This is a genomic window from Pseudomonas sp. SDO524_S393, from assembly GCF_054071875.1.
This window is the reverse complement of the sequence record NZ_JBSVVZ010000024.1, coordinates 15,981-42,000: the sequence shown is the minus strand read 5'-3', so window position 1 is coordinate 42,000 and position 26,020 is coordinate 15,981. Positions and strand designations below refer to the sequence as shown.

Genomic DNA, 26,020 nt, shown 5'->3' with positions numbered 1-26,020 from the left:
GGGGCTTTTTTGTTGTGGTGAGCAGGCTTGCCCTGCGCTGGGCTGCAAAGCAGTCCCCTATCCAGGCAGCCCGGTTTTTCTGATACACCGCAGCGTTCTTGTCGGGGCGGCTTCGCCACCCGGCGCAGGACAAGCCTGCTCACCACAAGAGCTTGCGTCACCCGTGTTACCCGGATGGCTTGGGGTTTTTTGTAGTGAGCAGGCTTGCCCTGCACTGGGCTGCGAAGCAGTCCCCTATCCAAGCACCTGCATGCACGGGCAAAAGAAAACCCCCGGCAAGCGTGAGGGCTTGGCGGGGGTTTCGGGGTAAGCGCTGTTACACGCCTACTGGCTCAGCTTATTGGCAAGCTTCGCAATCCGGCTCGTCGATCGCGCAGGCTTTTGGCACTGGCGCCGGGCCGGCCGGTGCGGCGAGCACCGAATCATCACCGTGGTTGCCGCCACTGGACACCGCGTTCAGCTTGCCGGTGTTGATGGTCGATTTCTCGGTGCTGGTCGCGGCCAGGGCACGGAGGTAGTAAGTGGTTTTCAGGCCACGGTACCAAGCCATGCGATAGGTCACGTCCAGCTTCTTGCCCGAAGCGCCGGCGATGTACAGGTTCAGGGACTGAGCCTGGTCGATCCACTTCTGACGACGGCTGGCGGCGTCAACGATCCACTTGGTGTCCACTTCGAAAGCCGTCGCGTAGAGCTCTTTGAGTTCTTGCGGGATGCGCTCGATCTGCTGCACGGAACCGTCGTAGTACTTCAGGTCATTGATCATGACCGAATCCCACAGGCCGCGGGCTTTCAGGTCGCGGACCAGGTACGGGTTGATCACGGTGAATTCGCCCGACAGGTTCGATTTCACATACAGGTTCTGGTAGGTCGGTTCGATCGACTGCGACACGCCGGTGATGTTGGCGATGGTTGCGGTCGGGGCGATGGCCATGATGTTGGAGTTACGAATACCTTTCTGCACGCGGGCACGTACCGGCGCCCAGTCCAGGGTTTCTTCCAGGTTCACATCGATGTACTTCTGGCCACGTGCTTCGATCAGGATCTGTTGCGAATCCAGCGGCAGCACGCCCTTGGACCACAGCGAACCCTGGAACGTGTCATAGGAGCCACGCTCGTCGGCCAGGTCGCAGGACGCCTGGATCGCGTAGTAGCTCACCGCTTCCATGGACTTGTCGGCGAAGTCGACCGCAGCGTCCGAGCCGTAAGGAATGTGCTGCAGGTACAGCGCGTCCTGGAAGCCCATGATGCCCAGGCCCACTGGACGGTGCTTGAAGTTGGAGTTCTGCGCTTGCGGCACCGAGTAGTAGTTGATGTCGATCACGTTGTCGAGCATGCGTACGGCGGTGTTCACAGTGCGTTGCAGCTTGGCGGTGTCCAGCTTGCCGTCGACGATGTGGTTCGGCAGGTTGATCGAGCCCAGGTTGCAAACGGCGATCTCGTCCTTGTTGGTGTTCAAGGTGATCTCGGTGCACAGGTTCGAGCTGTGGACCACGCCCACGTGCTGTTGCGGGCTGCGCAGGTTGCACGGGTCTTTGAAGGTCAGCCATGGGTGGCCGGTTTCAAACAGCATGGACAGCATTTTGCGCCACAGGTCTTTGGCCTGGATGGTCTTGAACAGCTTGACCTTGCCCGGGTACTCGGTGAGGGCTTCGTAGTACTCGTAGCGCTCTTCGAAGGCCTTGCCGGTCAGGTCGTGCAGGTCCGGTACTTCGGACGGCGAGAACAGGGTCCACTTGCCGTCATCGAAGACGCGCTTCATGAACAGGTCAGGGATCCAGTTGGCGGTATTCATGTCGTGGGTACGACGGCGGTCATCACCGGTGTTCTTGCGCAGCTCGATGAACTCTTCGATGTCCATGTGCCAGGTTTCCAGGTAGGCACACACGGCGCCTTTGCGCTTGCCACCCTGGTTCACCGCTACAGCGGTGTCGTTGACGACTTTCAGGAACGGCACAACGCCCTGGGACTTGCCGTTGGTGCCCTTGATGTAAGAGCCCAGTGCGCGCACTGGCGTCCAGTCGTTGCCCAGGCCGCCGGCGAATTTGGACAGCATGGCGTTGTCGTGGATCGCGTGGTAGATGCCCGACAGGTCATCCGGCACGGTGGTCAGGTAGCAGCTCGACAACTGTGGACGCAGGGTACCGGCGTTGAACAGCGTCGGGGTCGACGCCATGTAGTCGAAGGACGACAGCAGGTTGTAGAACTCGATGGCGCGGTCTTCTTTCTGCTTCTCTTCGATGGCCAGGCCCATGGCTACGCGCATGAAGAACACTTGCGGCAGTTCGAAGCGGATACCGTCCTTGTGGATGAAGTAACGGTCGTACAGGGTTTGCAGGCCCAGGTAAGTGAACTGCTGGTCGCGCTCGTGGTTGATCGCCTTGCCGAGTTTTTCCAGGTCGAAGCTGGCCAGCACCGGGTTCAGCAATTCGAACTCGATACCCTTGGCGATGTAGGCCGGCAGGGCCTTGGCGTACAGGTCGGCCATCTCGTGGTGGGTGGCGCTGTCGGCGACGTTCAGGAAGCCCAGGCCTTCGGCGCGCAGGGTGTCCATCAGCAGGCGCGCAGTCACGAAGGAGTAGTTCGGCTCGCGTTCAACCAGGGTACGGGCGGTCATCACCAGGGCGGTGTTGACGTCGGTCAGGGCCACGCCGTCGTACAGGTTCTTCAGGGTTTCGCGCTGGATCAGGTCACCGTCGACTTCTTCCAGGCCTTCGCAGGCCTCGGTCACGATGGTGTTCAGGCGGCCCAGGTCCAGTGGAGCAAACGAACCGTCGGCCAGGGTGATGCGGATCGATGGGTGAGCCTGTACCGCGGTTTCGGCCGGCGCGCGTACGGCACGTTCCTTGGCGCGCGAGTCACGGTAGATCACGTAGTCGCGGGCCACTTTCTGCTCGCCGGCACGCATCAGGGCCAGTTCGACCTGGTCCTGGATTTCTTCGATGTGGATGGTGCCGCCCGACGGCATGCGGCGCTTGAAGGTCGCGGTGACTTGTTCGGTCAGGCGGGCAACGGTGTCATGGATACGCGACGAGGCGGCTGCGGTGCCGCCTTCAACTGCAAGAAACGCTTTGGTGATGGCGACGGTGATTTTGTCATCGGTGTAAGGAACGACAGTGCCGTTACGCTTGATCACACGCAATTGGCCCGGTGCGGTGGCGGACAGATCCACGTTCGAATCGGCAGCCTGCGGCACGGAGCCTTGCGGGTTCTCGCGAGTTGTGTCGGTTTGCATGGGGGGTTGTCTCCACGTTCTATATTTGATTGCGAGTGCCAGGCTCTTCCTGCAACACCCGTACCGTTTTCCATATCGGGGATGGGAAACAGCTGCCATCCGCGTGAGCGGTTTGGTCTACTGAAAATCGGTTGGTTCCATGCTGCGCTAGCAATAAAACGCTTGAGTTTCGAGCCACTTGTGTGGTTGGGCGCTTTGGTCAAAAACCCTACATCTAGGGTCTTCCTCAGGGCCGAGGTACAAGATAATGCGTTTTTGAGGGGTTAGCAACGCAGTAACCTGTGGATAACGCTGTGAGTAAAATGTGTAAGAAAGGTCGAATGGCCGTGTAGGCCGCATTGCTGCTGGATTGCGCCGTTTGTCATTAAATGTTTCAGGCGTAAAACAGTCCGCCCATTTTCGAAGGGCGCGAACCCTATCACAAAAAAATGCGATCACCGAACGGATTTCCCGGCTTGTGTTTGAGGGTTGGGCCATGGCTACAATCGGTCGCATCGGGCGACTGATTTACCTGGATGATGCCCATCGTTTGTTACAGACATAGAGGTCACCCGTGGAGCAAGAAGCCTGGCAGGTATTGATAGTCGAGGATGACGAGCGCCTCGCCGAATTGACCCGCGACTACCTGGAGAGCAATGGCCTGCGGGTGTCGGTGGAAGGTGATGGTGCACGGGCTGTCGAACGGATTATCGGCGAGCAGCCCGACCTGGTGATCCTCGACCTGATGCTGCCGGGCGAAGATGGCCTGAGCATCTGTAGCAAGGTGCGTGAACGCTACGATGGGGTGATCCTGATGCTCACCGCGCGCACCGACGACATGGACCAGGTGCTTGGCCTGGACATGGGGGCCGACGACTACGTGTGCAAGCCGGTGCGCCCGCGCCTGTTGCTGGCGCGCATCCAGGCCCTGCTGCGGCGCAGTGAGCCCGCGGAGCCGGCCACGGTTGAAAACCAGCGCCGTCTGCAATTCGGCCCGCTGGTGGTGGACAACGCCCTGCGCGAAGCCTGGCTGCATGAAGCGGGGATCGAGCTGACCAGCGCCGAATTCGACCTGCTGTGGCTGCTGGTGGCCAATGCCGGGCGCATTCTGTCCCGCGAAGAAATCTTCATCGCTTTGCGTGGCATCGGCTATGACGGCCAGGACCGCTCCATCGATGTGCGCATCTCGCGCATTCGCCCCAAAATCGGCGACGACCCGATCCATCCGCGCCTGATCAAGACCGTCCGCAGCAAGGGCTACCTGTTCGTCCCCGAAGCCGCTGCCGACATGCTGCTGTGAACTCGATCTTCCTGCGCATCTACGGCGGCATGTGCGCGGCGCTGATCCTGGTGGCGCTGCTCGGCGTGCTGGCGTTGCACTTGCTCAACGAGGTGCGCAGTGGTCAGTACCGCGAACGTCTGGCCCACGGCACCTTCGCCTTGATGGGCGATAACCTGCAACCCATGAGCCCCATCGAGCGCCAGCGCGCCCTGGCCGTGTGGGAGCGTTTGCTCGGGATTCCGTTGGAGTTGCGCCCCTTGGCCGACGCCCAGCTGGACCTCGGCCAGCGCAACCGCTTGCAACGCGGTCAGGTATTGGTCGAGCAGACGGGACCGCATGCCGCCCGGGTATTGCGCCTGGTCAGCGAACAGGACCCGCTGGTCTTGAGCGGCGAAGTGCAGCAGATCAGCGAGCAACTGGCCCGGGCGACGATCTACCTGTTGGCCGACGAACTGGTGCGCTACCCGGTGGCCGAACAACCGCAGCGTCTGGCCGATATCAAGGAGGCCAAGGGGTTCGGTTTTGACATGCACCTGATGGCCCTCGACCAGGCCGATATGGATGACGACCAGCGCCGGCGCGTCTCGGAGGGCGATACGGTGATGGCCCTGGGCAAGGGCGGTGATTCGATCCGGGTGTTTGCCGGCATGGTGGGCACGCCCTGGGTGCTGGAACTCGGCCCGCTGTATCAGATGAACCCTTACCCGGTGCAGTGGTTGGTGCTGATCGCCTTGATCGGCCTGACCCTGATCGGTCTGATCGTTTACTGGCTGGTGCGTCAGCTCGAACGACGCCTGCGGGGGCTGGAGGCCGCCGCCACGCGAATTGCCAAAGGCAATCTGGAAGTGCGCGTGCCGGCCCGGGGGGCGGATTCGGTGGGCCGCCTGGCCGCCGCCTTCAATGGCATGGCCGAGCACCTTCAGCAACTGCTGGCGATCCAGCGCGAGCTGGTGCGCGCGGTGTCCCACGAGTTGCGCACTCCGGTGGCGCGCCTGCGGTTCGGCCTGGAAATGCTCGGCGATGCGACCACCTCCGAAGCCCGACGCAAGTACCTGGAGGGCATGGACAGCGATATCCAGGACCTGGATGGACTGGTGGATGAAATGCTCACGTACGCACGGTTGGAGCAGGGCTCGCCGGAGCTGAGTTTTCAACGCGTCGATCTCAGCGCCTTGCTCGATCAGGTGATCGGCGAATTATCGCCACTGCGTCCCCAGGTTACGGTCAGCCGGGGAATTTGCCTGTCTTCCAGTCACTGGGACGATGCCTGGGTCGACGCCGAACCGCGTTACCTGCACCGCGCCCTGCAGAACCTGGTGAGCAATGCCATGCGTCATGCTCAAAGCCAGGTGCTGATCAGCTATCAAGTGGGGCAGGTGCGCTGTCGTATCGACGTGGAAGACGATGGCCCGGGCGTACCGCAAAGCGCCTGGGAGCGCATCTTCACGCCGTTCCTGCGCCTGGACGACAGCCGCACCCGCGCTTCAGGGGGGCATGGCCTGGGCTTGTCGATTGTGCGACGGATCATTTATTGGCATGGCGGGCGGGCGTTGATCGGCAAGAGCAACAACCTGGGCGGGGCGTGTTTCAGTTTGAGTTGGCCTAGAGATCAGGAAAAAGCTTGAGGTCGCCATCGCAGGCAAGCCAGCTCCCACATTTTGGCTGCATTCCGAAGTTGGAACTCGGCTGAATGTGGGAGCTGGCTTGCCTGCGATAGCGATCTATCAAGCTCTGATGGCGACCAGGCTCAACAACTGCCCCTCATCCACCGCAAACTGCCCATTCAACTCTTTGCCATAACACCACTCGGCCGACAGGTCCGTCAGCAACCGCAGTCGCACGCGCCCATCGTCAGACCACTCCACTACCTCGGCATGCTCAAAGTAAAAGCGTTTCTGCACAATCGGGTACAGCGCCTTGAACAGGCTCTCCTTGACCGAAAACGTCAGCGTCACCACCTGCGCGATCTGCTCACGGGGCAGGTTGGCCATGCGCAGCAGCTCAGCGGCGGTCAGGATTTCCCCGGCCAGGCGTTCCGCGCGGTCCAGGTCCAGCAGGTTTTCCAGGTCCATGCCCAATCCGCGCCACTGCGCCTTGTGCCCGACAATTGCGGCGGCATGCCCGGCGCTGTGGGTGATGGAGCCGCTGACCTGGGCGGGCCATACCGGCGCGCGATCTTCACCGATGGCCGGGATGTAATCGAGGTGGTCAAGCTGCTGCAAGGCAGCGCGGGCGCAGAGCCGGCCGGCCAGAAATTCTGCCTGGCGCTTGGCGACCGAGCGCTGGATGCTCGCCGGTGGCGGCACCGCGCAGTATTGGAAATCCCCGTCGGTCAACAGGGCCGGGTCGAAACGGGTACGCAGAAATACCGTGCCGGGCAGTGGTTCAGGCAGCGGCCAGCGGGCGTCGAATGGGGTACAGCAAGCGGGTAGGGGCATCATGCGCGGTATTTTGCCGAGTTGGCTCGCGGGTGGATAGCCCACAGTGGTTCAGGCGTGGTTCAGAGCCTGTTCAGGGGGAGTTCAGGGGGCGTTGCGTAGTCTGGGTTCGTACACAACAGCCTAACGCACAGAGGTATTGCCATGACTGCGATCAAGAAGCTGATGTTGGCGTTGACCATGCTCAGTGCCACCGCCGGGGTACAGGCCAGCGATGGTGCTTTCGCCGGTTTCGGCGCTGAAAAGACCAGGAAATCCAGCACGCTGATCCAGCGTGTCAGCTTCGAGGATGCGGGCAGCCAGCCCACGCCCTGGGGCCAATCCCTGGGCTACAGCGTTCCGCAACCGGGCTATCGCACCGGCTATGAACACCTGACGGCCCAGTACAATGGCATTAAACTGCGCCCGCAATACCTGCAGGGCCGCTATGATATCCCTCTGTCGGACAGTTGAATCGCCTTGGAGAGCCTTATGAAATTGCTGGTGGTGGAAGATGAGGCGCTGCTGCGTCATCACCTGTTGACCCGCCTGACCGACAGCGGGCACGTGGTCGAGGCCGTAGGCAATGCCGAGGAAGCCTTGTACCAGACCGGGCAATTCAACCATGACCTGGCGATCATCGACCTGGGCCTGCCCGGCATGGGCGGCCTGGACCTGATTCGCCAGTTGCGCACCCAGGCCAAGACCTTCCCAATCCTGATCCTCACCGCTCGCGGCAACTGGCAGGACAAGGTCGAAGGCCTGGCTGCCGGCGCTGACGACTACGTGGTCAAGCCGTTCCAGTTCGAAGAGCTCGAAGCGCGCATGAATGCCTTGCTGCGCCGCTCCAGTGGCTTTACCCAGTCAACCATCGTGGCTGGTCCCTTGCTGCTGGACCTCAACCGCAAACAGGCGTCCCTCGACGAACAGCCTTTGGCGTTGACCGCCTACGAATACCGGATCCTCGAATACCTGATGCGTCACCATCAGCAGGTGGTCGCCAAGGATCGTCTGATGGAACAACTCTACCCCGATGACGACGAGCGAGATCCAAACGTCATCGAAGTGTTGGTCGGTCGCCTGCGCCGCAAGCTGGAAGGCCCGGCCGGGTTCAAGCCGATCGACACCGTGCGTGGCCTGGGCTACCTGTTCAATGAGCGCTGCCGTTGATTCGCTCGCTTCGCGTGCGCTTGATGCTGGCGGCCGCCACCCTGGCCGTGCTGTTCATGCTCGGTTTGTTGCCCGCCATGCAAGGCGCATTCAGCCTGGCGTTGCAGGACTCCATCGAGCAGCGCCTGGCGTCGGACGTCACCACCCTGATCTCCGCCGCACGGGTCGAGAACAACCGTTTGCTGATGCCGGCGCAGTTGCCGGACGAGCGCTTCAATCTCACCGATAGTCGTTTGCTCGGCTATATCTACGACCGTGAAGGCCATCTGGTGTGGCGCTCGCGGGCGACCCAGGAAGAAAACATCAACTACAAGCCGCGCTATGACGGGCGCGGCAACGAGTTTGCGCGAATTCGCGAAGCCAATGGCCAGGAGTTCTTCGTCTACGACGTCGAGGTCAAGCTGCTGGGCGGCAAAAGCGCGGCGTTCAGCATCGTCGCGCTGCAACCGGTGCGCGAATACCAGCTGACCCTCGAAGGCCTGCGTGAAAACCTCTATCTGGGCTTCGGCGCGGCGTTGCTGGTGCTGCTGACCTTGCTCTGGCTGGGCCTGACCTGGGGCTTGCAAGCCCTGCGCCGGCTGAGCCAGGAACTCGACCAGATCGAAGGCGGGACCCGCGAGAGCCTGACCGAAGAGCACCCGCGTGAACTGTTGCGCCTCACTGGCTCCCTCAACCGTTTGCTGTACAGCGAGCGTGAACAGCGCGCGCGGTATCGCGATTCCCTCGACGACCTGGCCCACAGCCTGAAAACCCCGCTCGCCGTATTGCAAGGGGTGAGCGAGGACATGGCCCAGCGCCCCGAAGATCGCGACCAGGCCTGGGTGCTGCAATCGCAGATCGAGCGCATGAGCCAGCAGATCAGCTACCAGTTGCAGCGCGCCAGCCTGCGCAAAAGCGGCCTGGTACGCCATCAGGTGCGCCTGGAGCCGGTGCTGCAAAGTCTGTGTGACACACTGGACAAGGTCTACCGCGACAAACGCGTCACGGTGTCCTTTGAGTTGCCGGAAGAATGCGACGTACCGATCGAGAAAGGCGCGTTGCTGGAGCTGCTCGGCAACCTGCTGGAAAACGCCTACCGCCTGTGCCTGAGCCAGGTGCGCATCAGCCTGACGCAAGACCTGGACGGCGCCGAGCTGTGCATCGAAGACGACGGCCCGGGCGTGCCGCCGGATCAACGCGCACGCATCCTGCAACGGGGTGAACGCCTGGACCGCCAGCACCCGGGGCAGGGCATCGGTCTGGCGGTGGTCAAGGACATCATCCAGAGCTATGGCGCGCGATTGACCCTTGGCGATTCAGTGCTGGGCGGGGCGGCGTTCAGGATTCATTTTCCGGCGGTCTGATCTTTATTGACTGTTCTGGCTTCATCGCAGGCAAGCCAGCTCCCACAATTGATCGTGTTCTCACATGTCCTGAATTGTGAACTCCATCCGCTGTGGGAGCTGGCTTGCCTGCGAAGAGGCCGGTACAGGCAGCCCCCTAATTCTCCTGCGCGCGATACGCCCCCGGCGTCAGCCCGGTCCACTTCTTGAACGCCCGATGAAACGCCGACGGTTCGGAGAACCCCAACTGCTCGGCAATTGCCTGCAGAGACAGGTCCGCCCGTCCCAGATGGTAAATGGCGATATCTCGCCGCAGCTCATCCTTGAGGGCCTGAAAGCTGGTGCCTTCCTCGCGCAGATGCCGACGCAGGGTTTGCGGGCTGACATGCAGGTGCTGGGCGACGGCGTCCAGGTCAGGCCAGGGCGTGCGGTCTCGGCTGAGCAGGCGGCGCAGTTGGCTGGTCAAGCTGTCGCCTTCGTCCGGCCGCGACAACAGGTCGGCAGGCGAGCGTTGGAGAAAAAGCTTGAGGGTACGTTCATCCTGCAACAACGGCAGGCTCAGGTAGCGGGCGTGAAATACCAGGCTGCTGTTCGGTGCACCGAATACCTGGGGACAGGGGAAGAGCAGATCATATTCAGCGGCGTGGGCCGGCTTCGGGTAGCTGAAGGTGGCTTCGGTCAGCCGGATGCGCTGGCCGATCAGCCAGCTGCCCAGACGATGCCAGATTACCAGCAGGCATTCGCTGAGGAAGTGGTCTGGGTCCCAGAGCTGAGTGTCGTCCAGGCTCAAGCGGGCCATTTCACCTTCGCGTGTCAGCTGCCAGCGCGGTCCTTGCGGGAATAGGCTATAAAACAATAAGCCGCGTTCCAGGGCCTTCTCCAGGGTGCGGCAGTGGATCAACGCGTGACACATCATGGCAAATGTGCCGCGCTTGCTCGGGCCGTCGGCAAACCCCAGGTACTCGTCATCTAGCGCCAGCCAGAGCCTTTGCAGCAGCTGGGTAAATTGCTCCGGCGCCATGCGGGCGCGGGGTTCGGTCAACAGTTCCGGGCTGATGCCCACCTGTTGCAACAGGCCCGAGTAGTCGTAGCCGGCCCGGCGTGCACCACCCAGGGCGGCGCGGGCATAGTGACTGGCGATGGTACGTTCGCGCATGAAGGGGCCTCGTCCATGGAATGACGAAGGGTAGCCATCACCCGCAGTGGCAACAAGGCGGATATCCGCCAAATTGTAGGACGATATACGGCGAGTGGGCGGAAAACCGCCACCGGCTTTCGTGTGTCGAAGATCACCGAAAAACCCGGAGCCCTGATGTCTAAAGGCCTTCAGGGATTTTCGCAAAAGTGGCACGGCGTTTGCGATAAAGATCACAGCGCAAGCCTGTTCCTGCAGACTTCGCAAACAACAAATCCCTCCAGTGCAGGAGGGTTCGCAATTCAAGTGTCGTGGGCAATGGCGGATATTTGCCACACGGGACGATTGAGGAACTTTGCAATGACGACTCGTCAGCCACTGTACAAATCCCTGTATTTCCAGGTGATCGTTGCAATCGTTATCGGTATTTTGCTCGGTCACTTCTACCCACAGACCGGTGTGGCCCTCAAGCCACTGGGTGACGGGTTCATCAAACTGATCAAAATGGTCATCGCACCGATCATCTTCTGCACCGTTGTCAGCGGCATCGCTGGCATGCAGAGCATGAAATCGGTCGGCAAGACCGGCGGTTACGCGCTGTTGTACTTCGAAATCGTTTCCACCATCGCCCTGCTGGTAGGCCTGGTCGTGGTCAACGTGATCGAGCCGGGCGCCGGCATGCACGTCGACGTGACCAAGCTCGACGCTTCGAAAATCGCCACCTACGTGACCCAGGGTGCGGACCAGAGCGTTGTGGGCTTCATCCTCAACGTGATTCCCAACACCATCGTCGGCGCGTTCGCCAACGGCGACATCCTGCAAGTGCTGATGTTCTCGGTGATCTTCGGTTTCGCCCTGCACCGCCTGGGTGCCTACGGCAAGCCGGTACTGGACTTCATCGATCGTTTCGCCCACGTGATGTTCAACATCATCAACATGATCATGAAGCTCGCGCCAATCGGTGCCCTGGGCGCCATGGCGTTCACCATCGGTGCCTACGGTGTGGGTTCCCTGGTGCAACTGGGTCAACTGATGATCTGCTTCTACATCACCTGCGTCCTGTTCGTGCTGGTGGTGCTGGGCGCCATCTGCCGCGCACACGGTTTCAGCGTGTTGAAGCTGGTTCGCTACATCCGTGAAGAACTGCTGATCGTTCTGGGTACTTCCTCCTCCGAATCCGCACTGCCACGCATGCTGATCAAGATGGAACGCCTGGGCGCGAAGAAATCCGTAGTAGGTCTGGTGATCCCGACCGGCTACTCCTTCAACCTCGACGGTACTTCGATCTACCTGACCATGGCTGCCGTGTTCATCGCCCAGGCGACTGACACCCACATGGACATCACTCACCAGATCACCCTGCTGCTGGTGCTGCTGCTGTCCTCCAAAGGCGCTGCTGGCGTGACCGGTTCGGGCTTCATCGTACTGGCGGCCACCCTGTCGGCCGTGGGTCACCTGCCGGTTGCCGGCCTGGCGCTGATCCTGGGTATCGACCGCTTCATGTCCGAAGCCCGCGCGCTGACCAACCTTGTTGGTAACGCTGTTGCCACCATCGTTGTGGCCAAGTGGGTCAAGGAACTGGATACCGACAAGCTGCAAAGCGAACTGGCATCCGGCGGTACCGGTATCTCGGAAACCCGCGAACTGGATGACCTGGGCGTGGCCGAAGGTCCTGCACCTGTCGTCAAGTAAGCCGCTGATGGCGTGAGCCCACGCCGCAGCCCCCCCAAACGCCCCGACTGGTTCGGGGCGTTTGCATTTATGCGCGGCCACATCCGGGCTTTTTGGTTTACATTAAGTAGATGCTCCATCAAAGGCCCGGTGAAGACCTGTCTTCACAAGAGAGCCTCCTTAGCCTGAGCCCATCTGTGCGCACCGAACCGGCATCACCCATGCGGCAGATGGCTCGCCCCTAAAACGCAGTGAATAGGCGGGCGTGTCCATGATTACCCTGAAACTCAACGGTCAAGACCATCCCTTGGACGTCACGGAAGATATGCCGCTGTTATGGGCGATTCGTGATGTGGCGGGTTACAACGGCACCAAATTCGGTTGCGGCATGGGCCTGTGCGGCGCTTGCACCATCCATATCGACGGCTCGCCGGCGCGCAGTTGCATTACCCCGATCGGCTCGGTCAAGGGCCAGGCCATCAGCACCATCGACAACCTGCACACCGATCCCATCGGCAAGGTCGTGCAGCAAGCCTGGCTGGACACCGCCGTGGCCCAGTGTGGTTACTGTCAGGGTGGGCAGATCATGTCGGCCACCGCGTTGCTCAAGACCAACCCCAACCCCAGTGATGAGCAAATCGAAGAGGCGATGGTCGGCAACATCTGCCGTTGCGGCACCTACAACCGCATCAAGACCGCGATCCGCCAGGCCTCCACCCACTTGCAGGAGGCCAAGGCATGAGCCAGCTTCCTGCGGATTTCGTCCTCAATAACCTCAGTCGCCGCGGTTTTCTCAAGGGCGTCGGCGCCACTGGCGCGCTGGTGATTGCCGCCAGTTGGGGCTTGCCCGATGCCTTCGCGGCGGATGAGGTCAAAAAATACGGCGGCGATGCCATGCCCAATGGCCTGATCGACGACCCCAAGGTCTACGTCAGCATCGCCACCGATGGCACTGTGACGGTGGTGTGCAACCGGTCGGAGATGGGCCAGGGCGTACGTACCAGCCTGAGCCTGGTGGTGGCCGACGAGCTGGACGCGGACTGGGCCCATGTAAAGGTCCAGCAAGCGCCGGGCGACGAGGTGCGCTACGGCAACCAGGACACCGACGGCTCACGCAGCATGCGTCACTGGTATGAACCCATGCGCCGCTGCGGCGCTAGCATGCGAGCGATGCTGGAGCAGGCCGCCGCCGATCAGTGGAAGGTCCCGGTCGGTGAATGCCGCGCGTAATTGCACAAGGTGGTTCACCAGCCGAGTGGGCGGGAACTGGGTTACGGCGCCCTGGCCACTGCCGCCGGGGCTCTGGCAGTGCCGGCGCGGGACGGTCTGCGTCTCAAGCAACCGTCGGAATTCCGCTACATCGGCAAGGAAGGCGTCAAGGCCATCGACGGTGCGGATATCGTCAACGGTCGTGCGGTGTACGGTGCCGATGTGCATTTCGATGGCATGCTCTACGCGACCATCGCGCGGCCCAAGGTCTATGGCGGCAAGGTCAAATCCTTCGATGCGGCTGCGGCGTTGAAAGTACCGGGGGTGATCAAGGTGCTGGAGATCGAAAGCCGCCCCTTGCCCTCCGAGTTCCAGCCCCTGGGCGGTGTGGCCGTGGTTGCCAGCAACACCTGGGCGGCCATCAAGGGGCGCGAAGCGTTGAGCATCGTGTGGGATGACGGCGTCAATGCCGGCTACAACTCCATCGACTACCGCAAGGAGCTGGAGGCCGCCGCGCTGAAACCGGGCAAGGTGGTGCGCAACACCGGCACCCTCGATCAGGCCATGGGCGACGCCGACAGCACCCTGGAAGCCGCCTACTATCTGCCGCATCTGTCGCAGTCGCCGATGGAGCCGATGGTTGCCATTGCCCGCTTCGACAAGGGTGAATGCCAGGCCTGGGGTCCGAGCCAGGCACCGCAAGTGACCCGCGAGCGGATCGCTGAGCGCCTGGGGCTGCCATTCGATAACGTCACCTTCAATGTGACACTGCTGGGCGGTGGTTTCGGGCGCAAATCCAAGCCGGACTTCATCATCGAAGCCGCCGTGCTGGCCAAGGAGTTTCCCGGCAAGGCCGTGCGGGTGCAGTGGACCCGCGAGGACGATATCCATAATTCCTACTTCCATACCGTGTCCGCCGAGTACCTCAAGGCCGGGCTGAACAAGGATGGCCTGCCATCGGCGTGGCTGCATCGCACGGTGGCCCCGAGCATCACTGCGCTGTTTGCCCCGGGCATGAACCATGAGGCTGCGTTCGAGCTGGGCATGGGCTTTACCAACATGGCCTACGCGATTCCCAATGTGCGCCTGGAAAACCCCGAAGCGGCGGCGCACACCCGGGTAGGTTGGTACCGTTCGGTGTCGAACATCCCCCACGGCTTTGCGATCCAGAGCTTTGTCGACGAGTTGGCGCACAAGGCTGGCGAAGACCCATTGAAGTACCAGATCAAATTGCTCGGGCCGGACCGTCAGATCGATCCCAAGACCTTGAGTGATGAGTGGAACTACGGTGAATCCCCGGAACGCTACCCCATCGACACCGCCCGTATGCGCGATGTGCTGGAAACCGCAGCCAAGGCGGCCGGCTGGGGCCGTACGCTGCCCAAGGGGCGTGGCCTGGGCCTGGCGGTGCATTACAGCTTCGTGACCTATGTGGCGGCGGTGATCGAGGTGGAAGTCAAAGGCGACGGTACCTTGATCGTGCACAAGGCCGATATCGCCGTGGATTGCGGCCCGCAGATCAACCCGGAACGCATCCGCTCGCAATTCGAAGGCGCCTGCGTGATGGGCCTGGGCAATGCGGTGCTGGGCGAAATCAGCTTCAAGGACGGCAAGGTTCAACAGGACAACTTCCACATGTACGAAGTGGCGCGCATGTCCCTGGCGCCGAAGGAGATCGCCGTGCATCTGGTCACGCCCAAGGGCGAGGTGCCGTTGGGCGGCGTCGGCGAGCCGGGTGTGCCACCGATTGCGCCGGCCCTGTGCAATGCGATCTTTGCCGCGACCGGCCAGCGTATCCGCAACCTGCCGGTGCGTTATCAGTTGCAGGGCTGGCAGGAGGCGAAGGCCTGATGGACAGCGTGGATCTGAATGTCCTGCGCAGCGTGCTGGAATGGCGCCGCGCCGGACAGCGGGTGGTGTTGTACAGCGTGGTCCAGACCTGGGGCAGCGCGCCGCGTCCACCGGGAGCCATGCTGGCCTTGCGCGGCGACGGCGTGGTGATCGGTTCGGTGTCGGGTGGTTGCATCGAGGATGACCTGATCGCCCGTTTGCAGGATGGTCGCCTGGCGGAAGACGGACCGCCGGTGCAACTGGTGACCTACGGTGTGACCCGCGATGAGGCGGCGCGTTTTGGCCTGCCTTGCGGCGGTACTTTGCGCCTGACCGAAGAACGGGTGGCCGAATGGGACTGGGTGGAAGCGTTGCTGGCTCGGTGTGAGGATCATCAGATTGTCGCCCGCGAGCTCAATCTCGCCACCGGCGAAGTGACCCTGAGTGCGGCGAGCAAGACCGATGCCGTGACCTTTGACGGCGAGCGCCTGCGTGCAATCTATGGCCCGCGCTGGCGCCTGTTGTTGATTGGGGCCGGGCAATTGTCGCGCTATGTGGCGGAAATGGCGCGACTGCTGGACTTCGAAGTGTTGATCTGCGACCCACGTGACGAATTCGTCTATGGCTGGGAAGCGCAGCATGGCCGTTTTGTACCGGGCATGCCTGATGAGGCGGTGTTGAATATCCAGACCGATGAGCGCACTGCCATCGTGTGCCTCACCCATGACCCGCGCCTGGATGATATGGCGTTGCTCACGGCGTTGAACTCCACGGCGTTCTACATCGGAGCCCTTGGCTCGCGGGTCAATAGCCAGAAACGCCGGGAAAACCTCGCGGCCCTCGGGCTGTCGGCGGAGGCGATCGCGCGCTTGCACGGGCCCATCGGTTTGCATATCGGCAGTCATACGCCATCCGAGATCGCGTTGTCGTTGTTGGCCGAAATCGTGGCCATCAAGAATGGTGTGGCGCCCATGCAGAAGAAACCGTTACCGGTGGTGGCTGATTGACCGTCACGGCGATTGTGCTCGCGGCGGGGCAGGGCAGTCGCTTCCGCGCCGAAGCCGGGGCGGAGCGAGATAAGTTATTGGCCGAATGTGTGGGCCGAGATGGTGTGATTCGAGCGGTGATCGAACAGGTACTGGTGAATCTGCCGCGAAGCGTGGAAAAGCGCTGGGTGGTGACAGCCCCTGACCGTACGGACGTGATTCGGTTGGCCAGGGCGCATGGCTGCGAAGTCCTGCTGCTGCGATCGGCGGGCATGGGCGACAGCATCGCGGCGGCAGTCGCCGCCAGTGGTGCGGCGGAGGGTTGGCTGGTGGTGTTGGGCGATATGCCGTTCATTCAGACCGCCAGCATGGAGCGGGTGATCGAAGGGCTGCCGGCGGGAGGCATCAGCGTACCGGTGCACGAGGGCGAATACGGTCATCCTGTGGCGTTTGACCGGGCATTGGGGCCTGGCCTGATGGCGTTGAGCGGAGATCGCGGCGCGAGGCCATTGTTCGCACGGGCGACGGTGCGGGAGGTGAAGGTAGAGGATCCAGGCGTGTTGTGGGACGTGGATGTGCCCGCGTCATTGCATTACCCATAACCGAGCGCGCATAAAAAAGCCCCGCCTGATCGCTCAGGCGGGGCTTTTTATTGGCTGCTGGAATCAGACGAGCGGTTTGCTCTCTTGTTCTGCTTCCTGTGCGGCAGCAGCAGCGGCTTCAGCTTCCTTGCGGCGACGGCGCACTTCACGTGGGTCGTTCGGGGCGCGGCCGTTTTCGGTCAGGGCGCTGGCCGGGGCGACTTCCACTACCGGGGCGATGACTTCCGCAACGACTGGGGCTTCCACCACTGGCGCTGCTTCAACGACCGGTGCTGGCTCAACCACAGGCTCTGGCTCGGCAGCCACGACTTCTGCGACCGGCGTCGGCACTTCTTCTACCGCAGGGGCAGGCGCTGGCGCTTCAGTTGGAGCGGCGGGCTCGGCGTTCCATTGGAAGGCAGTTTGTTCTTCACGAACTTCACGCACTTCTGGAGTCGCTTCGACGGCCGGTGCTTCAACGACGGCTTCAACCACTGGCTGAGCTTCAACCACCGGGGCGGGCTCAACAGCGACCACTTCCGGCAGGGCTTCAGGCGCTTGCGCAACTTCCACTTCCGGAACCACAGGGGCTTCGATTGGGGTAGTTGCTTCTACGACAGGTGCTTCAACAACCGCGGTTTCAACAACCGGTGCTTCCACGATTGGCGCTTCGGCAGTCGGTGCTTCAACAATCGATGCTTCAACCGCTGGGGTTTCGGCAACCGGTGCTTGCACGGCAACGGTTTCCTCAACGGCAGCGTTCGCGCGCTCGGCTTGCTCATGGGCCTGGGCTTCAGCCGGTGCACTGATGGTCGAGCTGGCAACGGCGGCGGTCACGGCCAGGCCGGCGGCCAGTTGATCGCCAGTCGGTGCGGCAGAGTTGGCTTCCGCGCTCTCGGCGGTCCCTTCGGAGCCCTCGATCACGTTGCCGTCGGCATCGCGTTGACGCTCGCGACGGTTGCTGCGACGACGCTGGCCACGGGAGCGGCGGCGTGGACGATCGCCTTCGGCGCCTTCCTGACCGTCTTCCTGCGATTGCTCTTCGCCAGTCAGTACTTCCTCTTCAGTGGCGGCAGCGGCTTGTTCGGCACGTGGTTGACGTTCTTCACGCGGTGGGCGTGGGGCACGTTCTTCGCGTGGCGGGCGAGCCGGACGCTCTTCGGTGGTGGCAGCGGCAGCACCGGCGACGGCTGGAGCGGCATCCAGAGGCTCGCGCAGTTCACGCACGCGCTCTTCACGCTCGCCACGCGGCTTGCGATCTTCACGCGGTGCACGTGGGGTACGTGGTGCGCGCTCTTCACGCGGTGCACGTTCTTCACGGGCTACGGTTGGGGATTCTTCACGGGCTTCGCGAGGTGCACGTTCTTCACGCGGTGCGCGTTCTTCACGTGGGGCACGCTCTTCGCGCGGCTTGCGTTCTTCGTCACGGCGACCGTTGCGGTTACGGCTCTGCTGGCGACCGTTGCGACGTTCTTCGTTGCGCGCCGGGCGCTCGGCGGCGGGCTTTTCAACCACAACCGGAGCGGCAGGCTCTTCCTTGGTGGCGAACAGGCTGACCAGCGATTTCACCAGGCCTTTGAACAGGCTTGGCTCAGGCAGTGCGGCGGGCGCGGCAACCGGCGCGGCGGCTTCGCTTGGCACTGGAGCGTTGGCGCGGGCCGGCGCGGTCTTGACCGCTGCTTCCTGGCGAACCAGGGTGCGGGTCGCGGCGGCTGGCTGGACTTCTTCCACTTCGGCAGCGGCAGCGGCGATTTCGTAGCTGGACTGGTTGTTGTGGGCTTCCGGGCTGTCGTCACGCAGGCGCTGCACTTCGAAGTGCGGCGTTTCGAGGTGATCGTTCGGCAGGATGACGATGCGGGCGCGGGTGCGCAGTTCGATCTTGGTGATCGAGTTGCGTTTTTCGTTGAGCAGGAAGGCGGCGACCGGAATCGGCACTTGTGCGCGGACTTCGGCGGTGCGGTCTTTCAGGGCTTCTTCTTCGATCAGGCGCAGGATCGCCAGGGACAGCGATTCAACGTCACGGATGATGCCGGTGCCGTTGCAGCGCGGGCAGACGATGCCGCTGCTTTCGCCCAGGGAGGGGCGCAGGCGCTGACGGGACATTTCCAGCAGGCCGAAGCGCGAGATACGGCCAACCTGCACGCGGGCACGGTCGGCTTCCAGGCATTCGCGGACTTTCTCTTCCACGGCGCGCTGGTTCTTGGCAGGGGTCATGTCGATGAAGTCGATCACGATCAGGCCGCCGATATCACGCAGACGCAGTTGGCGGGCGATTTCTTCAGCCGCTTCCAGGTTGGTCTGCAGGGCGGTTTCTTCGATGTCGCTGCCTTTGGTCGCACGTGCCGAGTTGATGTCGATGGACACCAGGGCTTCGGTCGGGTCGATCACGATGGAGCCGCCGGAAGGCAGTTCGACCACGCGCTGGAAAGCGGTCTCGATCTGGCTTTCGATCTGGAAGCGGTTGAACAGCGGCACGCTGTCTTCGTACAGCTTGATCTTGCTGGCGTACTGCGGCATCACCTGGCGAATGAAGGTCAGGGCTTCGTCCTGGGCTTCAACGCTGTCGATCAGCACTTCGCCGATGTCCTGGCGCAGGTAATCGCGGATGGCACGGATGATGACGTTGCTTTCCTGGTAGATCAGGAATGGCGCGGAGCGGTCCAGGGACGCTTCTTTGATAGCGGTCCACAGTTGCAGCAGGTAGTCGAGGTCCCACTGCATTTCTTCGCTGCTGCGGCCCAGGCCGGCGGTGCGAACGATCAGGCCCATGTCGGCGGGAGCGATCAGGCCGTTCAGCGCTTCGCGCAGTTCGTTGCGTTCTTCGCCTTCGATGCGGCGGGAGATGCCACCGGCACGCGGGTTGTTTGGCATCAGCACGAGGTAACGGCCGGCCAGGCTGATGAAGGTGGTCAGGGCGGCGCCCTTGTTGCCACGTTCTTCTTTTTCCACCTGGACGATGACTTCCTGGCCTTCGCTCAGGACGTCCTTGATGTTCACGCGGCCTTCAGGGGCTTTCTTGAAGTATTCGCGGGAGATTTCCTTGAGAGGCAGGAAGCCGTGGCGCTCGGAGCCGAAATCGACAAAGGCGGCCTCAAGGCTGGGTTCGATGCGAGTGATACGGCCTTTATAAATGTTGGCTTTCTTCTGCTCGCGTGCACCGGATTCAATGTCCAGGTCGTAGAGGCGCTGGCCATCTACCAGTGCAACACGCAACTCTTCGGGTTGAGTTGCGTTAATCAGCATTCTTTTCATGTTGTACCGTCGGTTTCCGGGCTGCCGGAAACGGCGTTCGGCACACACGACTTCTCACGGTCGGTGTCAGGTGCGTCAAGAGTGGTTGGCCACTCCAGTGTCCAGCAAATACCAGTCAATTGGGCCGGTATCGCGACGGACGCGTCCTGCTTGTTAGCGGTGGTGACAAAGGCACCACTTCAACAAAAGCTAAGGTCAGGAGGAGGAATCAACCGGCGACTGTGGACGAGATGAAGCGTCTAAATATAAGCCTAGTGCTACACGGTCCGACGGTTGTGCATCTCCACCCTACACGTATCCCTGATAATTCGGGTGCTGCCGCGCGCAGAATCCGCAGCGGGTTGGCATTTACCGTGTTCTCCAATGGGGAGTCCACGCTCATGGCTAAACAAGACTAGGTGTGGGCGATTGCGCTCTCACTCAGCTCTTAACAGGCGTTGTTTCCGAAGCATTCGCCATGGTCTGGCCCAAGACTGACTGCACTTTGTGAACTGGCCGTAAATATCGGCGCAAAACGCGAGTATTCACTCTGCTTTCTGCACTCGCTTCAGGCCTCATGTCACCTGCGCTTGTTACAATCCCGGGCCTTCCAGGGCGGCGAAAGCCCCGTAGGACGGCCTCGCGTCCTGATGAATTGCGATGGTCAGGGTCGGCGGTTTGCCGTATGTCCTCTGTCCAGGCCGCTTTTGGCGGCGTTCGCGACTATAGCAGCAATGATTAAGTGCTTCAATTCCATAAAAAATTGTTATCATCGCCGCCATGACGACTCCCGACCCCCAGACCCCCAGCGTCCAGCTGCTTGAGGTCTCGCCGGAATATGCCGGCCAACGCATCGACAATTTTCTCCTGGCCAGGCTCAAAGGCGTGCCCAAGACCTTGATTTACCGCATTTTGCGTAAAGGCGAAGTGCGTGTGAACAAGGGCCGGATCAAGCCCGAATACAAGCTGCAGGCGGGCGATATCGTCCGTGTTCCACCGGTTCGCGTGCCTGAGCGCGACGAGCCCGTGCCGCTCGCCCAGGGGCTGTTGCAGCGCCTGGAAGCCTCGATTGTCTTCGAAGACAAGGCGCTCATTGTGATCAACAAGCCCTGTGGCATTGCGGTTCACGGTGGCAGTGGCCTGAATTTCGGTGTGATCGAAGCCTTTCGTCAGTTGCGCCCGGAGGCCAAGGAGCTGGAGCTGGTCCATCGCCTGGACCGCGACACGTCCGGCCTGCTGATGATCGCCAAGAAGCGCAGCATGTTGCGCCATCTTCACACCGCCTTGCGCGGCGATGGCGTGGACAAACGCTACATGGCGTTGGTGCGGGGCAATTGGGCCAGTTCGGTCAAGAGCGTCCGCGCGCCGTTGCAGAAGAGCAACCTGCGCTCCGGCGAACGTATGGTGGAAGTGGACGAAGAGGGCAAAGAGGCCCTGACCCTGTTCAAGGTGCTGCGCCGTTTCGGCGATTTTGCCACCATGGTCGAGGCCAAACCCGTCACCGGGCGTACCCACCAGATTCGCGTGCACACCCTGCACGCCGGTCACAGCATTGCTGGTGACACCAAGTATGGCGACGAGGATTTCTCCAAGGAGATTCGCGACCTGGGCGGCAAGCGCCTGTTCCTGCACGCCTACATGCTGACTGTGCCGCTGCCTGACGGCGGTGAACTGAAGCTGCAGGCGCCGGTCGATGAGATGTGGGCCAAGACCGTGGAGCGTTTGAGTGTCGCACCTTGATTACAAACTGCTGATCTTTGACTGGGATGGGACGCTGGCCAATTCCATTGGCCGGATCGTTGAGTCGATGCATGTCGCGTCGACCCGTTCGGGCTTCGAGTTGCGCAGTGATCTGGCGGTCAAGGGCATCATCGGCCTAGGGTTGCCCGAGGCGATCCGCACCTTGTATCCGGACATTGGCGACGCTGAGCTGATCGCATTCCGCGAGCACTACGCCGATCACTATATTGCCCTTGAAGCCACACCCTCGCCGCTGTTCGAGGGTGTGGTGCAGTCCCTGGCAGCGTTCCGTGACCAGGGTTATCACTTGGCCGTCGCCACCGGCAAGGCCCGTCGCGGTCTGGATCGGGTGCTCAAGGCCCATGGCTGGGAAGATTATTTCGACATCACCCGCGCGGCGGACGAAACCGCCAGCAAGCCCCACCCGTTGATGCTGGAGCAGATCCTGGCTCACTGCGGGGTGTCGCCGCGTCAGGCCTTGATGGTGGGAGATGCCTCTTTCGACCTGATGATGGCGCGCAATGCAGGCATGGACAGCGTGGCGGTCAGCTATGGCGCACAGTCTGCCGAAGCCTTGCAGCAATATGAGCCCAGGCTGACGATAGATCGTTTTTCCGAATTGCAGGCCTGGCTTGGCCAGGCTCGATAAGTCTTTGCTGGGGTTGATCGCATGAGTGACGAATGGAAAGCGCCCGAAAAACCCGAGGGCGCCGACGATAAAAGCTGGAAACTGCTGGAAAAGACTCTGCTGGCCAATGTCCAGGAGCATCGTCGTTCGCGGCGCTGGGGGATTTTCTTCAAGCTGCTGACCTTCGTGTACCTGTTGGGCATGCTTGCGTTGTTCAGTCCGCTGGTGAATGTGGAGAAGGGTGCGACCCGCGGCGCTCACTACACGGCGCTGATCGAAGTGCGCGGAGTGATTGCCGACAAGGAGTCCGCCAGTGCCGACAATATCGTCAGCAGCCTGCGCGCCGCGTTCGAGGATTCGAAGGTCAAGGCCGTGATCCTGCGCATCAACAGCCCGGGCGGTAGCCCGGTGCAATCGGGTTATGTGTATGACGAAATCCGCCGCTTGCGTGGCTTGCACCCGGACATCAAGTTGTACGCGGTGATTTCCGACCTGGGGGCTTCGGGTGCCTATTACATCGCCAGTGCGGCTGATCAGATCTATGCCGACAAGGCCAGCCTGGTGGGCTCTATCGGGGTGACGGCAGCCGGTTACGGTTTTGTCGGCGCCATGGAGAAGCTGGGTGTGGAGCGCCGCACCTACACCTCGGGCGAGCACAAGTCATTCCTGGATCCTTTCCAGCCACAAAAGGCGGATGAAACCCAGTTCTGGCAGGGTGTGCTCGATACCACTCATCGTCAGTTCATTGCCAGTGTGAAGCAGGGGCGTGGGGATCGGTTGAAGGATAAAGAGCATCCCGAGCTGTTTTCCGGGCTGGTCTGGTCGGGCGAGCAGGCGCTGCCGCTGGGCTTGATCGACGGTCTGGGCAGTGCCAGTTCGGTGGCGCGGGATGTGATCGGCGAGAAGGAGTTGGTGGATTTCACCGTCGAGGAGTCGCCGTTCGATCGTTTCTCCAAGAAGCTGGGGGCCAGCGTGGCGGAGAAGCTGGCACTTTATATGGGCTTTCAGGGGCCAACCCTGCGCTGAAGCCCTGGGGCTTGCTCGCGAAAGCGGTGTTTCAGTCAGTGTATCTGTGGCTGACCTGCCGTATTCGCGAGCAAGCCCGCTCCCACATTTGATGGGGGCATTTAAGGGATTTGCACACCTTCGGCCAGCAGCATATCCACCAATCGAATCAACGGCAGGCCCACCAGGCTGGTCGCATCCGGCCCTTCGGTAGTCTGAAACAGGCTCACACCCAGCCCTTCGGCCTTGAAGCTGCCGGCACAATCATACGGTTGCTCGACGCGCAGGTAGCGTTCGATCCGTTCAGCGTCCAGCTCGCGCATTTGCACGGTAAACGGTACGTAGTCGACCTGGCAGTGTCCGGTCTCGGTGTTGAGCAGTGCCAGGCCGGTCAGGAAACTGACGCGTTTGCCGCTGGCGGCCAGCAGTTGTGCGCGGGCGTTCTCGAAGGTGTGGGGTTTGCCGATGATGCGGCCTTCCAGTGCGGCCACTTGGTCGGAGCCGATGATCAGGTGTCCGGGGTGGCTGGCGGCGAGGGCGCGAGCTTTCTGTTCGGCCAGGCGCATGACCAGCTCCACGGCTGACTCATTCGCGCGATGGCTTTCGTCGATGTCCGGCGAGCTGCAGGTGAATGGCAGGTGCAGTCGGCTCAGCAATTCCCGGCGATAAACCGAGCTGGATGCGAGTAATAAAGGCAACATGGGCGTCTCCTCTGGGCAGCCGGGGATTCTAGCCGCGTGACCGGCTGACGCACAGGGCTGAATTTCCTTTGACATGGCCCGGTGCATCCCTATAATGCTGCGCCTATGTTGAATGACCCGATTCCACCTCACGTTGACCCGCGCAAATTGGCAGATCGTGGCACCACCCTTCAAGGTGCGTTGCCGTTGGCCGATTTGGAGAGACTCTGCGACCCGCTTTCCGATGATGTCGGTACGGTGCAGGCCAAATTCGTTTTTGAGCGAGATGAACGTAAATCTGTGGTAATCCACAGCTTTATCGACACCGAAGTCAAAATGGTTTGCCAGCGTTGTCTTGAGCTGGTCACCCTGCCGATCCACAGCGAGTGCAGTTACGCCGTGGTGAAGGAGGGTGCGAATACCCAGTCGTTGCCGAAAGGTTATGACGTGCTGGAACTGGGCGAAGATCCTTTGGATCTGCATGCACTGATCGAGGAGGAGCTTCTGCTCGCCTTGCCCATTGTGCCTGCTCATCATCCGGAAGAATGCCAGCAGCCGGCGGGCCTCGATGACGAGCCCGAACCGAGCGAGGACGAGGTAACGCGGTCCAACCCGTTCAGTGTATTGGCGCAGTTAAAGCGTGACCCAAACGTTTAGGAGTTAATCAATTATGGCTGTTCAGCAGAACAAAAAATCCCGCTCCGCCCGTGACATGCGCCGTTCGCACGACGCTCTCGAGGCAAGCACCCTGTCCGTAGAAAAGACCACCGGTGAAGTTCACCTGCGTCACCACGTATCGCCAGAAGGCGTATACCGTGGTCGTAAAGTGATCGACAAGGGCGCTGACGAGTAATCACTTGTCTGCTCTCGTCATCGCGATTGACGCAATGGGCGGGGACTTCGGTCCCCGCAACATTGTTCAGGCCTGCATTGCCAGCCTGTCTGCGACACCCTCGCTGCACCTGACCCTTGTCGGTCAACCCTCCCTCCTTGAAGAACTGATTGCCAGCCATCCGGCGGTGGATCGCGCGCGCCTGACGATTGCACCGGCCAGCGAAACCATCGGCATGGATGAAAAGCCGGCGGCTGCCCTGCGTGGCAAGCCTGACTCTTCAATGCGTGTGGCGTTGGAGTTGTTGCGCGATGGCAAGGTGCAGGCCTGTGTCAGTGCAGGCAATACGGGGGCGTTGATGGCGTTGTCGCGGCATGTACTCAAGACCTTGCCTGGCATCGACCGGCCGGCGATGGTGGCGGCGATCCCGACGCAGAAGGGTTATTGCCAATTGCTGGACCTGGGCGCCAATGTCGATTGCAGTGCCGAGCACCTGTTGCAGTTTGCAGTGATGGGCTCCGTGGCCGCTGAAGCGCTCGGTGTGGCCCGGCCGCGTATTGCGTTGCTGAATATCGGTACCGAAGACATCAAGGGTAATCAGCAGGTCAAGCTTGCCGCCAGCTTGTTGCAAGGTGCGCGAGGCTTGAATTACATCGGTTTTGTCGAGGGTGACGGTCTTTACCGTGGCGAGGCGGATGTGGTGGTGTGCGACGGGTTTGTCGGCAATATCCTGCTCAAGTCCAGTGAGGGCCTGGCGACCATGATTGCGTCGCGTATCCGGGCGTTGTTCCAGCAGAGTCTCGCTTCGCGCATCGTGGGTGCCCTGGCGTTGCCCTTGATGCGACGCTTGCAGGCAGACCTGGCGCCTGCGCGGCACAATGGTGCGAGCTTTCTGGGCTTGCAGGGCATCGTGGTGAAAAGCCATGGCTCGGCGGGTGTCGAGGGTTTTCAAAGCGCCATTGCGCGCGCCGTGATCGAGATTCAGGAAAACTTGCCGCAGCGCCTGCATGGACGCCTCGAGGACCTGTTGCCTTAGGCGAATCGGCCCGGGAATGCTTAAATGTGACCGGCCAGTTCAATTGACCATCCA

At 61.5% G+C, this 26,020-nt stretch carries 20 protein-coding genes and 1 pseudogene; 16 read left to right on the top strand and 5 right to left on the bottom strand.

Features of this window, described 5'->3' with window-relative positions; genetic code table 11:
* Positions 1-337: 337 nt before the first annotated feature.
* Positions 338-3,232: a ribonucleoside-diphosphate reductase subunit alpha gene (locus ACW9IB_RS13055; RefSeq protein WP_457365168.1), complete on the bottom strand. Its 2,895-nt coding sequence runs from the start codon at positions 3,230-3,232 to the stop codon at positions 338-340.
* A gap of 553 nt (positions 3,233-3,785) precedes the next feature.
* Between ACW9IB_RS13055 and ACW9IB_RS13050 the strand changes: the two genes are divergently transcribed.
* Together ACW9IB_RS13050 and ACW9IB_RS13045 are read left to right on the top strand one after the other, a co-directional pair.
* Complete coding sequence (locus ACW9IB_RS13050; RefSeq protein ID WP_457413951.1) at positions 3,786-4,511, top strand: response regulator; 726 nt, start codon at positions 3,786-3,788, stop codon at positions 4,509-4,511.
* On the top strand, positions 4,508-6,118 hold the full coding sequence (locus ACW9IB_RS13045; protein ID WP_457365170.1) for an ATP-binding protein: 1,611 nt from the start codon (positions 4,508-4,510) through the stop codon (positions 6,116-6,118). The genes ACW9IB_RS13050 and ACW9IB_RS13045 overlap by 4 nt, the downstream gene beginning before the upstream one ends.
* Before the next feature lie 99 nt (positions 6,119-6,217).
* Here ACW9IB_RS13045 and ACW9IB_RS13040 read toward each other — a convergent pair whose 3' ends face one another.
* Positions 6,218-6,934 carry a 4'-phosphopantetheinyl transferase family protein gene (locus ACW9IB_RS13040; RefSeq protein WP_457413950.1) on the bottom strand — a complete coding sequence of 239 codons (717 nt, stop codon included), beginning with the start codon at positions 6,932-6,934 and terminating at the stop codon, positions 6,218-6,220.
* A gap of 141 nt (positions 6,935-7,075) precedes the next feature.
* On the opposite strand from ACW9IB_RS13040, the gene ACW9IB_RS13035 reads away from it, so the two are divergent.
* The 3 genes from ACW9IB_RS13035 to ACW9IB_RS13025 are packed head-to-tail and all read left to right on the top strand — an operon-like array spanning position 7,076 to position 9,423.
* On the top strand, positions 7,076-7,384 hold the full coding sequence (locus ACW9IB_RS13035) for a hypothetical protein (RefSeq protein ID WP_457413949.1): 309 nt from the start codon (positions 7,076-7,078) through the stop codon (positions 7,382-7,384).
* An 18-nt stretch (positions 7,385-7,402) separates the two neighbouring features.
* The gene (locus ACW9IB_RS13030; RefSeq protein WP_457365173.1) at positions 7,403-8,080 is read left to right on the top strand and encodes a response regulator; all 678 of its coding nucleotides are present in this window, start codon (positions 7,403-7,405) and stop codon (positions 8,078-8,080) included.
* Positions 8,077-9,423 (top strand): ATP-binding protein, encoded by a 1,347-nt coding sequence (locus ACW9IB_RS13025; RefSeq protein ID WP_457413948.1) that lies wholly within the window; start codon positions 8,077-8,079, stop codon positions 9,421-9,423. Before ACW9IB_RS13030 ends, ACW9IB_RS13025 begins: the two co-directional genes overlap by 4 nt.
* A gap of 136 nt (positions 9,424-9,559) precedes the next feature.
* On the opposite strand, the gene ACW9IB_RS13020 is transcribed toward ACW9IB_RS13025, so the two are convergent.
* Complete coding sequence (locus ACW9IB_RS13020; RefSeq protein WP_457413946.1) at positions 9,560-10,558, bottom strand: AraC family transcriptional regulator; 999 nt, start codon at positions 10,556-10,558, stop codon at positions 9,560-9,562.
* Positions 10,559-10,897: 339 nt separating this feature from the next.
* Between ACW9IB_RS13020 and ACW9IB_RS13015 the strand changes: the two genes are divergently transcribed.
* From ACW9IB_RS13015 to ACW9IB_RS12995, 5 genes and pseudogenes are all read left to right on the top strand, one after another.
* Entirely contained in the window at positions 10,898-12,229 is a 1,332-nt protein-coding gene (locus ACW9IB_RS13015) for a dicarboxylate/amino acid:cation symporter (RefSeq protein WP_457365176.1), read from the top strand.
* A 250-nt stretch (positions 12,230-12,479) separates the two neighbouring features.
* The gene (locus tag ACW9IB_RS13010; RefSeq protein ID WP_457365177.1) at positions 12,480-12,950 is read left to right on the top strand and encodes a (2Fe-2S)-binding protein; all 471 of its coding nucleotides are present in this window, start codon (positions 12,480-12,482) and stop codon (positions 12,948-12,950) included.
* A pseudogene (locus ACW9IB_RS13005) lies at positions 12,947-15,268 on the top strand (molybdopterin cofactor-binding domain-containing protein). Before ACW9IB_RS13010 ends, ACW9IB_RS13005 begins: the two are co-directional and overlap by 4 nt.
* The gene (locus ACW9IB_RS13000) at positions 15,268-16,254 is read left to right on the top strand and encodes an XdhC family protein (RefSeq protein WP_457413945.1); all 987 of its coding nucleotides are present in this window, start codon (positions 15,268-15,270) and stop codon (positions 16,252-16,254) included. The pseudogene ACW9IB_RS13005 and the gene ACW9IB_RS13000 overlap by 1 nt, the downstream one beginning before the upstream one ends.
* Positions 16,251-16,835 (top strand): nucleotidyltransferase family protein, encoded by a 585-nt coding sequence (locus ACW9IB_RS12995; RefSeq protein WP_457413944.1) that lies wholly within the window; start codon positions 16,251-16,253, stop codon positions 16,833-16,835. The genes ACW9IB_RS13000 and ACW9IB_RS12995 overlap by 4 nt, the downstream gene beginning before the upstream one ends.
* A gap of 63 nt (positions 16,836-16,898) precedes the next feature.
* Here ACW9IB_RS12995 and rne read toward each other — a convergent pair whose 3' ends face one another.
* Entirely contained in the window at positions 16,899-20,066 is a 3,168-nt protein-coding gene (gene rne, locus ACW9IB_RS12990) for a ribonuclease E (RefSeq protein WP_457413942.1), read from the bottom strand.
* Between the two features lie 759 nt (positions 20,067-20,825).
* Between rne and rluC the strand changes: the two genes are divergently transcribed.
* The 3 genes from rluC to ACW9IB_RS12975 are packed head-to-tail and all read left to right on the top strand — an operon-like array spanning position 20,826 to position 23,439.
* Positions 20,826-21,785, top strand: a complete 960-nt coding sequence (rluC, locus tag ACW9IB_RS12985; protein WP_457365182.1) for a 23S rRNA pseudouridine(955/2504/2580) synthase RluC — start codon at positions 20,826-20,828, stop codon at positions 21,783-21,785.
* A complete protein-coding gene (locus tag ACW9IB_RS12980; RefSeq protein WP_457413941.1) occupies positions 21,772-22,434 on the top strand; it encodes an HAD-IA family hydrolase in 663 nt (220 codons plus the stop codon). The genes rluC and ACW9IB_RS12980 overlap by 14 nt, the downstream gene beginning before the upstream one ends.
* A 21-nt stretch (positions 22,435-22,455) precedes the next feature.
* A complete protein-coding gene (locus ACW9IB_RS12975; RefSeq protein WP_457365184.1) occupies positions 22,456-23,439 on the top strand; it encodes a S49 family peptidase in 984 nt (327 codons plus the stop codon).
* Positions 23,440-23,540: 101 nt separating this feature from the next.
* Here the strand turns inward: ACW9IB_RS12975 and ACW9IB_RS12970 are convergent, their stop codons facing one another.
* The gene (locus ACW9IB_RS12970) at positions 23,541-24,119 is read right to left on the bottom strand and encodes a Maf family protein (protein WP_457413939.1); all 579 of its coding nucleotides are present in this window, start codon (positions 24,117-24,119) and stop codon (positions 23,541-23,543) included.
* 105 nt (positions 24,120-24,224) lie between these two features.
* On the opposite strand from ACW9IB_RS12970, the gene ACW9IB_RS12965 reads away from it, so the two are divergent.
* From ACW9IB_RS12965 to plsX, 3 genes are read left to right on the top strand one after another with little or no spacing between them, the layout of a single operon-like run.
* Positions 24,225-24,755: a YceD family protein gene (locus tag ACW9IB_RS12965; protein WP_457365186.1), complete on the top strand. Its 531-nt coding sequence runs from the start codon at positions 24,225-24,227 to the stop codon at positions 24,753-24,755.
* Positions 24,756-24,768: 13 nt separating this feature from the next.
* Positions 24,769-24,951, top strand: coding sequence for a 50S ribosomal protein L32 (rpmF, locus tag ACW9IB_RS12960; RefSeq protein WP_003179396.1), 183 nt, complete (start codon positions 24,769-24,771; stop codon positions 24,949-24,951).
* A 4-nt stretch (positions 24,952-24,955) separates the two neighbouring features.
* Positions 24,956-25,966 (top strand): phosphate acyltransferase PlsX, encoded by a 1,011-nt coding sequence (gene plsX, locus ACW9IB_RS12955; protein WP_457365187.1) that lies wholly within the window; start codon positions 24,956-24,958, stop codon positions 25,964-25,966.
* Positions 25,967-26,020 lie beyond the last annotated feature (54 nt).

What these genes read in the sequence shown, in the direction of transcription:
- ACW9IB_RS13055 (WP_457365168.1), bottom strand. Translation starts at nt 3,232, where the DNA reads ATGCAAACCGACACAACTCGCGAGAACCCGCAAGGCTCCGTGCCGCAG.
- ACW9IB_RS13040 (WP_457413950.1), bottom strand. Translation starts at nt 6,934, where the DNA reads ATGATGCCCCTACCCGCTTGCTGTACCCCATTCGACGCCCGCTGGCCG.
- ACW9IB_RS13035 (WP_457413949.1), top strand. Translation starts at nt 7,076, where the DNA reads ATGACTGCGATCAAGAAGCTGATGTTGGCGTTGACCATGCTCAGTGCC.
- ACW9IB_RS13030 (WP_457365173.1), top strand. Translation starts at nt 7,403, where the DNA reads ATGAAATTGCTGGTGGTGGAAGATGAGGCGCTGCTGCGTCATCACCTG.
- ACW9IB_RS13020 (WP_457413946.1), bottom strand. Translation starts at nt 10,558, where the DNA reads ATGCGCGAACGTACCATCGCCAGTCACTATGCCCGCGCCGCCCTGGGT.
- ACW9IB_RS13015 (WP_457365176.1), top strand. Translation starts at nt 10,898, where the DNA reads ATGACGACTCGTCAGCCACTGTACAAATCCCTGTATTTCCAGGTGATC.
- ACW9IB_RS13010 (WP_457365177.1), top strand. Translation starts at nt 12,480, where the DNA reads ATGATTACCCTGAAACTCAACGGTCAAGACCATCCCTTGGACGTCACG.
- ACW9IB_RS13000 (WP_457413945.1), top strand. Translation starts at nt 15,268, where the DNA reads ATGGACAGCGTGGATCTGAATGTCCTGCGCAGCGTGCTGGAATGGCGC.
- rne (WP_457413942.1), bottom strand. Translation starts at nt 20,066, where the DNA reads ATGAAAAGAATGCTGATTAACGCAACTCAACCCGAAGAGTTGCGTGTT.
- rluC (WP_457365182.1), top strand. Translation starts at nt 20,826, where the DNA reads ATGACGACTCCCGACCCCCAGACCCCCAGCGTCCAGCTGCTTGAGGTC.
- ACW9IB_RS12975 (WP_457365184.1), top strand. Translation starts at nt 22,456, where the DNA reads ATGAGTGACGAATGGAAAGCGCCCGAAAAACCCGAGGGCGCCGACGAT.
- ACW9IB_RS12970 (WP_457413939.1), bottom strand. Translation starts at nt 24,119, where the DNA reads ATGTTGCCTTTATTACTCGCATCCAGCTCGGTTTATCGCCGGGAATTG.
- ACW9IB_RS12965 (WP_457365186.1), top strand. Translation starts at nt 24,225, where the DNA reads ATGTTGAATGACCCGATTCCACCTCACGTTGACCCGCGCAAATTGGCA.
- rpmF (WP_003179396.1), top strand. Translation starts at nt 24,769, where the DNA reads ATGGCTGTTCAGCAGAACAAAAAATCCCGCTCCGCCCGTGACATGCGC.